Annotated in this window: 8 protein-coding genes and 1 pseudogene; 2 read left to right on the top strand and 7 right to left on the bottom strand. The window is 59.7% G+C overall.

The features are described from left to right. Positions 1-145: 145 nt before the first annotated feature. Positions 146-1,228 (bottom strand): DUF1615 domain-containing protein, encoded by a 1,083-nt coding sequence (locus D8U70_RS20710; RefSeq protein WP_130929624.1) that lies wholly within the window; start codon positions 1,226-1,228, stop codon positions 146-148. A 294-nt stretch (positions 1,229-1,522) separates the two neighbouring features. Between D8U70_RS20710 and D8U70_RS20705 the strand changes: the two genes are divergently transcribed. Further along, the gene (locus D8U70_RS20705) at positions 1,523-3,727 is read left to right on the top strand and encodes a TonB-dependent siderophore receptor (protein ID WP_130929623.1); all 2,205 of its coding nucleotides are present in this window, start codon (positions 1,523-1,525) and stop codon (positions 3,725-3,727) included. Positions 3,728-3,849: 122 nt separating this feature from the next. Here the strand turns inward: D8U70_RS20705 and hemB are convergent, their stop codons facing one another. Both hemB and D8U70_RS20695 read right to left on the bottom strand, forming a co-directional pair. Beyond that, a complete protein-coding gene (gene hemB / locus D8U70_RS20700) occupies positions 3,850-4,824 on the bottom strand; it encodes a porphobilinogen synthase (RefSeq protein ID WP_016775388.1) in 975 nt (324 codons plus the stop codon). A gap of 251 nt (positions 4,825-5,075) precedes the next feature. Further along, on the bottom strand, positions 5,076-5,774 hold the full coding sequence (locus D8U70_RS20695) for a glutathione binding-like protein (RefSeq protein ID WP_073471373.1): 699 nt from the start codon (positions 5,772-5,774) through the stop codon (positions 5,076-5,078). A gap of 283 nt (positions 5,775-6,057) precedes the next feature. Here D8U70_RS20695 and D8U70_RS20690 point away from each other — a divergent pair, with 283 nt between their 5' ends. Beyond that, on the top strand, positions 6,058-6,732 hold the full coding sequence (locus tag D8U70_RS20690) for a hypothetical protein (protein WP_041477219.1): 675 nt from the start codon (positions 6,058-6,060) through the stop codon (positions 6,730-6,732). Positions 6,733-6,841: 109 nt separating this feature from the next. On the opposite strand, the gene mnmH is transcribed toward D8U70_RS20690, so the two are convergent. The 4 genes and pseudogenes from mnmH to D8U70_RS27775 all read right to left on the bottom strand — a co-directional run. Next, positions 6,842-7,945 (bottom strand): tRNA 2-selenouridine(34) synthase MnmH, encoded by a 1,104-nt coding sequence (mnmH, locus tag D8U70_RS20685; protein ID WP_130929622.1) that lies wholly within the window; start codon positions 7,943-7,945, stop codon positions 6,842-6,844. Further along, entirely contained in the window at positions 7,945-8,979 is a 1,035-nt protein-coding gene (gene selD / locus D8U70_RS20680; protein ID WP_130929621.1) for a selenide, water dikinase SelD, read from the bottom strand. The genes mnmH and selD overlap by 1 nt, the downstream gene beginning before the upstream one ends. Before the next feature lie 172 nt (positions 8,980-9,151). Continuing rightward, entirely contained in the window at positions 9,152-10,261 is a 1,110-nt protein-coding gene (locus tag D8U70_RS20675; protein ID WP_130929620.1) for a hypothetical protein, read from the bottom strand. Continuing rightward, positions 10,251-11,477 (bottom strand): annotated as a pseudogene (locus D8U70_RS27775) (hypothetical protein); the annotation flags it as partial. The gene D8U70_RS20675 and the pseudogene D8U70_RS27775, both read right to left, overlap by 11 nt.

Raw genomic sequence — 11,477 nt, 5'->3', positions numbered from 1 at the left:
GGTTCGGATCGTCTGATCGAACGCCGCGTTGCTGAAGGTGGTTCGGATCGTCTGATCGAACGCCGTGTTGCCTGATGCATGACTGCAAGCGCAACACCGCAGAGAAACCCGGCTCCCGCAGCCGGGTTTTTTATGTCTGCGTGTTTTATCCGGCCTTGGCCATGCAGCGCTTGTAGCGCTCGTCCACGCGCTTGGCGAACCAGGCTGTGGTGAGTTTGCGGGTGATCTTCGGACTCTGCAGCACAATCCCCGGCAATACCGCGCGCGGTAACGCCTTGCCTTCGGCCCGCTCCGCCAGTTCGAACACGCGCTGATAGAGTTTGGTCTCTTCGAATTCCAGGGTTTTGCCTTTCTCCAGTTGATCGCGAATCGTCGGGTTGCGCATGCCCAGCGACTTGCCGAGGGTGCGCACCGCCAGTTCGGTACTGCCGGGCATGATCGAGTCGTAGCGAATCAAGTCGCCGTCCAGGGTCAGGGGGATGCCGGACGCGCGGCTCACCGCATTCTGAAACGCGGCATTGCGACTGGCGTACCAGCCGGCGTTGAAATCGGCGAAACGATACAACGGCTCACGGTAATTCACCGGATAGCCGAGCAAATGGGCGATGCCGAAATACATGCCGCCGCGCCGGCTGAACACTTCACGACGAATCGTGCCGTCCACCGGGTACGGGTAATCCTTGGCGTGCTCCTCGGCGAATTCGATGCTGACCTGCATCGGCCCGCCGGTGTGCACCGGGTTGAAGCCGCCGAACAGCGTGCGGCCCATCGGCACCATGCCGATGAAGTCATCGAAAATCGCGCTCAGCTCTTTCTCACTGCGCGCCGCATTCAGACGTTCGCTGTAGCTCTTGCCGTTGGGCGAGCGCACTTGCAGAGCGCCGCTGACCAGCAGGCTGGGGATGTGCACCTTGGCGGCGCGGCGGTCGATTTCGTCGCGGGCGATCTTGCCCAGGCCGGGCACCGTCGGGTCGGCCTGGAACGTCGATTCCTGCTCGGCCACGGCCAGTACCGAACACAGATTCTGCGTGGTGGTGTTGATGCCCTGTGCGGCGAACGCGGCGTAGATGTCCGTGGCCCAGCCCTGACGGTCGGCAGTTTTCGCCGGCAACAGCCGAACAATTTCAGCCTTCACTTCGGCCGGCGGACGCGGCGCCGGTTCGTTGCTGCGCTGGCTGGCGCAACCGGCGAGCAGCAGCACGGCGCCGAGAGTAATGAGTAATCGCATGTTGCTCCATCCAATCAAATTAGCCACAACACCATACACAACCCCCGTAGGAGCTGCCGCAGGCTGCGATCTTTTGATCTTGCTTTTTGCAGATCAGATCAAGATCAAGATCAAGATCAAGATCAAGATCAAGATCAAAAGATCGCAGCCTTCGGCAGCTCCTACACGCTGATGACAAACTGATTGCAAAACGTTACTGCGAAACCCTATCATTCGTGCCTGGAGTCGCATTAGCGCAAGGAGTTCCGCGCCGCCCTTATTTTTTCATTGGCCGTTCGCCTCCAGGTATCCGACATGCCCGCTTCAGCTCGACTCGGCGCTCCATTTCGCCCGACTTTGCTCGCCCTGCTGTGCTCCCTGACCGTCACCGCTCACGCTGCTGAAGACAACAGCAAAGAACTGGTGCTCGACGACGTCAACGTCAATGCCCAAGCCCCTGCACCCAACGCCCTGCCCCCGGTCTACGCTGGCGGTCAGGTCGCGCGCGGCGGCCAGTTGGGCGTGCTCGGCAATCAGGACATGATGGACGTGCCGTTCAGCGCGGCGTCCTACACCGAGCAACTGATCCAGGATCAGCAGGCGGAAAACGTCGCCGATGTACTGCTCAACGATTCCTCGGTGCGCCAAGCCTCGGGCTTCTCCAACCAGGCGCAGGTCTTCATGATTCGCGGCCTGCCGCTCAATGGCGATGATATTTCCTATAACGGCCTGTACGGCGTATTGCCCCGGCAGATCATTTCCACCGATGCGCTGGAGCGCGTGGAAGTGTTCAAAGGCCCCAACGCTTTCATCAACGGCGTAACCCCGACCGGTTCCGGCATCGGCGGCGGCGTCAACCTGCAACCCAAACGCGCGGGCGACGTGCCGCTGCGCCGTTACACCACCGATATCAACAGCGAAGGCCGCATCGGTCATCACTTCGACATCGGCCAGCGTTTCGGTGAAGACAACCGCTTCGGCGCGCGGGTCAACCTGTCGCAGCGCGAAGGCGACACCGGTATCGATCACGAGAACCAGCGCTCGAAACTGTTCGCCATCGGCCTGGATTATCGCGGCGATGCGCTGCGGGTGTCCGGTGACTTTGCCTATCAGAAGGAACGCGTCAACGGCGGCCGCAGCTCGGTCAACCTCGGCACCGCCACGCACATCCCGGACGCGCCATCGGCGGACACCAACTACGCGCCGAAATGGGGTTACACCGACATCGAAGACACCTTCGGCATGCTCCGCGCCGAGTACGACCTCAACGACAACTGGACCGCCTACGCCGCCGGTGGCGCCAAGCACACCCGTGAAGTCGGCCGGTACAACTCGACCACGCTGGTTGGCAACAGCGGCGCCTCGTTCACCACCGGCTCGTTCGTCCCGCATGACGAGGACAACACCAGCGTCATGGCCGGCCTCAACGGCAAATTCAACACTGGCCCGGTCAGCCACAAGCTGAATTTCGGCCTGACCGGGATCTGGGCCGAGCAGCGCAGTGCCTATGACTTCGACCTGACCCGCTACTCGAACAACATCTATCACCCGATCACTACCCCAGCGCCGGTAGGCAACTTCGCCGGTGGCGATCTCAACGATCCGGGCATCGTCGGCAAGACCTTCAACCGCAGCGTGGCGATTTCCGACACCCTCGGGTTCTTCGATGATCGCCTGCTGGTCACCGCCGGTCTGCGTCGTCAGCAACTGGTGGTGCAGGGTTACAGCTACGCCAGCTACGGCAGCGGCCCGCGTTCGTCGAGCTACGACGAGTCGATCACCACTCCGGTGTACGGCATCGTGTTCAAGCCGTGGGAGCATGTGTCGTTCTACGCCAACCATATCGAAGGCCTGGCCCAAGGGCCGACTTCGCCGACCAGCTCCGGCGGTTTCCGCGTCACCAACGGCAACGAGGTTTACGCACCGAAGCGCTCCAAGCAGACCGAGCTGGGCGTTAAGGTCGACATGGGCACCTATGGCGCAAGTCTTGGGGTTTATCGCATCGAACAGCCGAGCGACGGCTACTGCGAAATCAACAGCGCTACCACTTGCACCTACGTGCGCGAAGGCGAGCAGATCAACAAAGGCGTGGAGATGAACGTCTTCGGCGAGCCGATCGACGGCCTGCGCCTGATCAGCGGCCTGACCCTGATGGACACCGAACTGAAAAACACACTCAACGGCGCCAACGACGGTAACCACGCCATCGGCGTGCCGACCTTCCAGTTCAACGCTGGCGTGGATTGGGACGTGCCGGGTCTGCAAGGCGTCGCGCTGAATGCGCGGATGCTGCGCACCGGCGGGCAATACGCCGACGCGGCGAACAACCTCAGCCTGCCAACCTGGAACCGCTTCGATGCCGGCGCGCGCTATGCGTTCAAGGTGTCGGAGAAGGATGTGACCGTGCGGTTCGGTGTTGAGAACCTGGCGAACAAAAAGTACTGGGAATCGGCTCAGGGCGGCTACCTGACCCAGGGCGAACCGCGAGTGGCGAAGTTGTCGGGGACGATCGACTTCTAAGCGTCATCGCGTCATAAAAAAGGCCCCCCAGCTTCACGGTTGCGGGGCCTTTCTGGTTTTTGTGGTGCTTGATCCGGCCTCTTCGCGAGCAGGCTCGCTCCCACAGGGGTACGAGGTGCGGCTTAGATCCCGGCGAGTGCCAGATCCATCGCAAAGTAAGTGAAGATCAGATCCGCCCCGGCACGCTTGATCGCGCCAAGGCTTTCGCGGACCACGCGATCCTCATCGATCGCGCCGGCCTGGGCGCCGAACTTGATCATCGCGTATTCGCCGCTGACCTGATACGCCGCCAGAGGCAGGTTCGAGGCCTGGCGGATGTCGCGGATGATGTCGAGGTAAGCGCCGGCCGGTTTGACCATCAGCGCATCGGCGCCTTCCTGTTCATCGAGCAGCGATTCGCGCAGGGCTTCGCGGCGGTTCATCGGGTTCATCTGATAGCTTTTGCGATCGCCCTTGAGCGCACTGCCGCCAGCCTCGCGGAACGGGCCGTACAGTGCCGAAGCGAATTTGGTCGAGTAGGCCATGATCGGAATCTGCGTGAAGCCGGCGGCGTCGAGCGCCTGGCGAATCGCGCGCACCTGGCCGTCCATTGCTGCCGACGGTGCGATCACGTCAGCCCCGGCGCGGGCGGCGGCCACGGCTTGTTTGCCGAGGTTGATCAGGGTCTGGTCGTTGTCGACTTCGTGGTTGTGCATCACGCCGCAATGGCCGTGATCGGTGTACTCGCAGAAGCAGGTGTCGGACATCACGATCATTTCCGGCACGGCGTCCTTGGCAATGCGCGACATGCGCGAGACCAGACCGTCTTCGCGCCAAGTGTCACTACCGTTGGCATCGAGATGATGGGACACGCCAAAAGTCATCACCGACTTGATGCCGGCACGGGCATAGCGCTCGATTTCGCTGGCCAGTTTGCGCTCGGGAATGCGCTGCACGCCGGGCATGCTGGTGATCGGCACGAAGTCGTCGATGTCTTCCTCGACGAAGATCGGCAGGACCAGATCGTTCAGGCTGAACTCGGTTTCCTGGAACAGACTGCGCAGGCTCGCATTGCGGCGCAGACGGCGGGGACGTGCTTCGGGGAACTGACTGGACATGGGGCCTTTCCTGAAAACAGCGGATGAGACGAAAGTCGTAGGGGGCGAAGCTTATGCCTTGCGGCGGGTGCGGGACAAACCTGGATCAATCAAGAGAGCGTTACCGGGCTTGTAATAATCCTGCTGCTGATCGCGCATTTCCCCCTGTGAGAGCGAGCCTGCTCGCGAATGCGCTGGATCAGACACGAAAATGGTGTCTGATACGACGCTTTCGCGAGCAGGCTCGCTCCCACAGAGGCGACTGTGTCGGGTCAGGACGGGATGGTCAGGCCACGAATAACCGCCGGGCGAGCCAGAAACCGCTCCAGCACCCGTGTGACATTGGGGAAACTTTGAATACCGACCAGATCCCCGGCCTCATAGAAGCCAAGCAGATTGCGCACCCACGGGAACGTGGCGATGTCGGCGATGGTGTAGCGCTCGCCCATGATCCAGTCGCGGCCTTCGAGGCGGGTGTTGAGCACGTTCAGCAGGCGTTTGCTCTCCTCGACATAACGATCGCGCGGACGCTTGTCCTCGTAATCCTTGCCGGCGAATTTGTTGAAGAAGCCGAGCTGGCCGAACATCGGGCCAACGCCGCCCATCTGCCACATCAGCCACTGGATGGTCTCGTAGCGCAGCGCGCCTTCCTGAGCGAGCAACTGGCCGCTTTTGTCGGCCAGATAAATCAGGATGGCGCCGGATTCGAACAACGGCAGGGGTTTATCTTCAGGGCCATGCGGGTCGAGGATCGCCGGGATCTTGTTGTTCGGGTTCAGCGAGAGAAATTCCGCCGAGGTCTGGTCGTTGGTGTCGAAACCGACGCGGTGCGGCTCATAGGGCAGGCCGATCTCTTCGAGCATGATCGACACTTTGACGCCGTTGGGAGTCGGCAGGGAGTAGAGCTGAATCCAGTCCGGGTACTGCGCCGGCCATTTCTGAGTAATCGGGAATGCAGACAGATCGGTCATTGGAAGCATCCAGTCACAAATTGAAAACCGATCATAAAGTAGGCCTGCCGCTGCGCCTACACGAACCGTAACATCCTGTCGCTAACCTGCCTGCATGCCCGCAACGGTTGCCGTTAGAGTGCTGCGCACTGGCCCGGATCGAACCAAACGGGCATTACAGGACTCTGAGCTATGCCTTTCTCGCAGAGGAAGCTGTTTATGACAGGGAAACACCCGGTGCTGGGAGCCCGCGGTGCCAAGGTTTGTCAGCCTTAACCGATTTTGCTGAAGAACCCTCGAATTGATGACGAACCTGATGAGTTTCGCCAAACGTTTCAAACATCGCGCGTACGTGGCCCTGCCCTCCCTGCTGGCAGTCAGCGCGCTTTTTCTGTCCCTCGAATCCAGTGAAAGCCGTGCTCAACCGGCGGACGGCACGCAGACGCTGGTGTTCCTGCGCCATGCGGAAAAACCCGAAGGCGGCCTCGGTCAGCTCAATTGCCAGGGCCTGAACCGCGCCATCGACCTGTCGACGCTGCTGCCGGAAAAATTCGGCAAGGCCGATTACGTGTTCGCCGCCAACCCGACGCGCAACGTCGAGGAAGGCGAACTGGATAATTCCTACAGCTACATTCGTCCGCTGATGACCATCAGCCCGGCCGCGATCAAGCTCGGCCTGCCGGTGAACATCGAGTTCTCCGCCAACGACACCAGCGATCTGGCCCGCGAGCTGCTGGACGAGAAGTACCACAACTCGACGATCTACACCGCCTGGTCTCACGGTTATCTGCCGGATCTGATCAACAAGGTCGCCGGCAACGCAGTGGGCGAGCGGCAGAAGATCACCGATGACTGGGCCGGCGATGACTTCGATTCGCTGTATGTGCTGACCCTGAAGTGGCACAACGGCAAGGCCAGTTTGCAGAGCCACATCTACAAACAGGGACTGGATAACGGCAAGGACACCTGCCCAACCTGATTTTTGTAGCGCCTGACCTTGCGTCTTCGCGAGCAGGCTCGCTCCCACAGGGGAACGCATTTCAACTGGGGGAGCGAGCCTGCTCGCGAAGAGGCCAGTGGCTTGCGCCTCAAGCCTTCTGATTCACCCTCGCACGCACATACTCGATCACCGCCCCCCGCTCTCCGGCAAACTCGATCCGCCCGCCCTTCTTCTCGCGCTGGAAGACATACATCGGGTCGTAATACTCACGCAGCAAACCCTCGATCCAGCCGCGATGCAGCTCCACCGCGCCGCTGCGGCCCTGCTCGGCCAGCGCCTGCTCCATCAACACCAGCATCCGCGAATGGCGCTCACCGCCGAGGCGTTTCTGTACGTTGTTTAGGCTTTCCAGCAGACGTTCGGAGAACAAGGCAAAACCGTTTTCACCGTGCACCGAGGCGAACTCCGCCGACAGATCGATGACGTAATCACGCAGGATCCGTTCGACGCGATCCTCGAAACGATCCTCCAGCCAGACCATCGGGTACTGCTGCATGCCCTGATACAGCGGCAACGGCAGGGCGCAACTGCCGACCACACGGCTCTCGTCTTCGAGCACAAACTGCTCGATCCCGGCATCGCGTTTCTTCAGGAAGTCGATGGCCAGGCGATTCTCGAAATCGATGTTCGACGGCTGCCCGGTGGCACGTTTGCCGAAACTGGAGCCGCGATGGTTGGCGTGGCCTTCCAGATCCACACCGTTGCGCAACTGCACCAGCACTTCGGTCTTGCCGGTGCCGGTCATGCCGCCGAGCAAAACGAAATCGCACTGCGCGATGGCCTGCTCAAGGGTGTCGATCAAAAAACTGCGCATCGCCTTGTAGCCGCCGCCGACGCGCGGATAATCGATGCCCGCCTCGTCGCGCAGCCACTGCTGGGTGATCTGCGAGCGCAGACCGCCGCGAAAACAGTACAGATAACCATCGGGATGAGCCCGGGCGAAGTCGGCCCAGGCCTGGATGCGCTCGGCCTTGACTGCGCCGGACACCATTTGATGGCCCAGCTCGATCGCCGCCTGCTGGCCATGCTGCTTGTAGCAGGTGCCGATCTTCTGCCGTTCCAGATCATTCATCAGCGGCAGATTGACCACGCCGGGGAACGCGCCTTTGTGAAACTCGACCGGCGCGCGGGCATCCATCATTGGCCGGTCGTTGAGGAAAATGTCGCGGTAGTCGGTGCAGTCGCGGAGCATCAAATCACCTCGACCGCGTTCGTCTGTCGCTCAACCAGTTCGCCGATCGGCGCAAGGTTCAGGCCCAGTTCGGCGGCAACGCCGAGGAACTCGTCATTGCCTTCAGGCGTGACCGCAATCAGCAGACCGCCGCTGGTCTGCGGATCGCACAGCACGCGTTTGTGCAACTCCTGCACGCGGCCAACCTTGCTCGAATAGCTGTCGAAGTTGCGCAGCGTACCGCCCGGCACGCAGCCCTGATCGAGGTAGTACTCGACGCTGTCCAGACGCGGCACGCGGTCGTAGGCGATGCGCGCGGTCAACTGGCTGCCATCGGCCATTTCCACCAGATGCCCGAGCAGGCCGAAACCGGTGACGTCAGTCATCGCGGTGACGCCGGCGAGTTTGCCGAAACGGCTGCCAGGCTTGTTCAGGGTGCACATCCAGTCGCGGGCGACACCGACGTCGGCGGCGCGCAACTTGCCCTTCTTTTCGGCGGTGGTGAGGATGCCGATGCCCAACGGTTTGGTCAGGTACAACAGGCAACCGGCGGTAGCGGTGTCGTTGCGTTTCATGTGGCGCTTTTGCACAAGCCCGGTGACGGCGAGGCCGAAGATCGGCTCCGGCGCATCGATCGAATGCCCGCCCGCCAACGGGATGCCCGCCGCGTCGCACACCGAGCGACCGCCACGAATCACTTCCCGTGCCACTTCCGGCGCCAGCACATTCACCGGCCAGCCGAGAATTGCAATCGCCATCAACGGATCGCCACCCATCGCGTAGATGTCGCTGATCGCATTGGTCGCGGCGATGCGGCCGAAATCGAACGGGTCATCGACAATCGGCATGAAGAAATCGGTGGTCGACACCACCCCGCGCTCGGCATCGATCGCATACACCGCCGCGTCATCGCGCGATGCGTTGCCGACCCAGAGTTTTGGATCAAGGTTCTGTGCGCCGCTGCCGGCGAGGATCACTTCCAGCACCTGCGGGGAAATCTTGCAGCCACAACCGGCGCCATGGCTGTATTGGGTCAGACGAATCGGCTCGCTCATGGGAGAGTCTCTGGTAATGAATGGGGCGGATTCTAGCAGAGCGCGAGAGCGCAGATTTTTGTGCTGACCGAGCAGCCCCTTCGCGAGCAGGCTCGCTCCCACATTTGTAGCGTGGTCTCCTGTGGGAGCGAGCCCGCTCGCGAAGGCAATCGAACCTGCCTGCACCGTCCAGTCAGCCCCGCCTGCAAACCTCAGCGAAAATCTGCGTAATCGGCCGATGCGGCTGGCGCTTGTGCATCCGCCGCACTTGTTCACTCAGTCGCAACAACTCTTCACTGGGCTTGGCCCATTGCTCTTTAGGCAGCGGCTCGGACCAGGCGCGCATGACTTCCGGCAGCGCCTGTTTGCCGATCCTTTCCAGACGCCGTACTTCCCATTCGACCAAACGGTTTGGAATCGTCCATAAAGTCATGACGTGATACAGGTACCAAAAGAACCCCGACAGCCGCGAGCGCCGGCCTTCACGGATCTGCTGATGCATTCGCGCGCGGGCATTGCGAAAGGTGTGCAGGCCTTCGTGGGGTGGGTCGTCTGGGCCTTGAAGGTCTTGCAAATCCTGAATCGATTTGAGGTCGTTGACTTCGTACTCCATGTAACCGCGAATCGCTTCCCAATGACTGATCGCGAGCTCCAGGCCGGCGCATTGGAATTCCTGGCTTATGAGGGTTTCACCTTGGTAGAAACCGATGCCCATGCCGTATTGGCGGTGGATGCCGAATTGGGTGGCGCCCTTGGCTTCGATGATCCACGCGGAAAGCGATTCCCATGGAACGAAAACTGGTTCGGTGGCGCCTTCGGGCATGAAGCAGACTTCGCGGCGTTGGCGGTTGAAGCGGGTTGGGATGAGGGAGAGACGTTTTTTGTGGTGGTGATGCCAGACACCAATACCGATGAGCAAGATCAAGGGACCGCAAAATAATTCATTTTCCAACCCCACTTCGAATATTCCAACCATTGATTCCCAAATCGCCTCGTTTCCATAGCCAAAAAGAATCCCTAGCAAGCCCGTGAACAAAGGAAATAAAACGAGAACCATAAAAGTTCCTGCGGTCGTCCCGCCGAGAATCAACTGCCATGTAAATGCCTCTGGCAATCCGAGACCAAAGTCCATGTAACCTTGGTTCAATTCCCCGATGTGAGGCCCATAAGGTGGTATAGGTGCTGGCAATGGCAAAGGTGATAGATAGGTAATTTTCCCGCTTGGGAACGGCTCAATATCGCCCGCTTTTTTAATCCCCTCATATTCCGAACTGGAAAGAGGATTACTGCGATTATTCAGCATGGTCAGCCCATTCGAGATAGTGAGTTTCTACCAGTAGAACCGGAGGGTTCTCCTTGACCGAACCCGGAACCACTACAGCAAAATGGCCGGTATCCCGGGGGGCGATATGAATCACACGAGTTCGTGACTCCGACTCGCCTTTGCCATTGACGGTCTGGATACATATGGCAAGTTCGAGCGTTTCCTTTGCAGGCGTATAGTCAGAATCGGGACGGATTGGGTACTGAAGACAAAGCACCAAACCATCTGGTGATGACTTCACGATTCGCAGACTGCTCAATATCTCGTCACTGATGACTTCCTTGCGCACTTGCGGCACACCGCGACCATGCAGCGGTGCGACAAGTCGATGGGCACCGATTCCCAAGCGTTGACTCGGTTTACCGTTTAACGGTGGGAGAAGATCATTTAGCGCCAGCCTCGGCAGAACCAAATGAATATCACTGGGTTTGGCGCCAAATAATAAAGTCTTCAGCCAGGTGTCACTGGGATCAGGTCCTGATTGGGCGTAGGGAGCGTGTATCAAAAATGCCAGATAATTTTGATAGTCATCCAGGGAGTGGTCACCGCGCATCTCTTCATCACGGCTCCAGGGCGTGATTTTCAACCACTTGTCGTGTGCAGAGAGATTGTACCGATTGAACAGCCATGTCCCGGCGAACTCTAGCACCGTGAACAACGCACCAGCCAAATTGAATCGAAAAAATACAGTAGAAAGACGTGTGCCAGCGGCGGCCCAAGCAGTTGCTCGCGCCGAACGGTTCGGTGCAGTTAAAATTTTAATGGAGGCAGATACTGTATTACCAAACCCGTAGCCACTAGTCGCAATCATGCCTGCCGCGCCCGAGGTCGCCATCGCAGCTGCTCTTTGCTCAGATTGAGTACCACTTCGAACCGCGTCTTGCCACTTTCGATCTTTGATTCTGAAGGTGGTTAAGGAAGTTCTCAAACTCAAAAGATAGGTAAACATGCCCAACCCAACATGCAACTTTCCCATCTGCACATGAACCTGTTGCAGCGCCTCAACCTGCATACCGGCAATAAGACTCGCGCTTCGAGCCTTGAGCGCTGTATCGGCAAGCCCTTGCGCGGCGGTAAATCCGGCTGCGCCTGTCGCGATAATGGCAGCAAAAAAATCCGCCCGTTTCTTCCTGTCCCTCGTCTGCTTCATCACCTCTCGATAAGCCCCCACCAAATTCACCACCTGCCCCAACAC

The organism is Pseudomonas sp. Sample_20, assembly GCF_004307585.1.
In the GTDB taxonomy this organism is placed as follows: Bacteria; Pseudomonadota; Gammaproteobacteria; order Pseudomonadales; family Pseudomonadaceae; genus Aquipseudomonas; species Aquipseudomonas atacamensis.
Note: the sequence above shows the minus strand (reverse complement) of the source record. Positions and strands in the feature narration are given on the sequence as shown.

Bases quoted from the DNA above. Each gene is read 5' to 3' on its own strand.
- D8U70_RS20710 (WP_130929624.1), bottom strand. From the start codon at position 1,228: ATGCGATTACTCATTACTCTCGGCGCCGTGCTGCTGCTCGCCGGTTGC.
- D8U70_RS20705 (WP_130929623.1), top strand. From the start codon at position 1,523: ATGCCCGCTTCAGCTCGACTCGGCGCTCCATTTCGCCCGACTTTGCTC.
- hemB (WP_016775388.1), bottom strand. From the start codon at position 4,824: ATGTCCAGTCAGTTCCCCGAAGCACGTCCCCGCCGTCTGCGCCGCAAT.
- D8U70_RS20695 (WP_073471373.1), bottom strand. From the start codon at position 5,774: ATGACCGATCTGTCTGCATTCCCGATTACTCAGAAATGGCCGGCGCAG.
- D8U70_RS20690 (WP_041477219.1), top strand. From the start codon at position 6,058: ATGACGAACCTGATGAGTTTCGCCAAACGTTTCAAACATCGCGCGTAC.
- mnmH (WP_130929622.1), bottom strand. From the start codon at position 7,945: ATGCTCCGCGACTGCACCGACTACCGCGACATTTTCCTCAACGACCGG.
- selD (WP_130929621.1), bottom strand. From the start codon at position 8,979: ATGAGCGAGCCGATTCGTCTGACCCAATACAGCCATGGCGCCGGTTGT.
- D8U70_RS20675 (WP_130929620.1), bottom strand. From the start codon at position 10,261: ATGCTGAATAATCGCAGTAATCCTCTTTCCAGTTCGGAATATGAGGGG.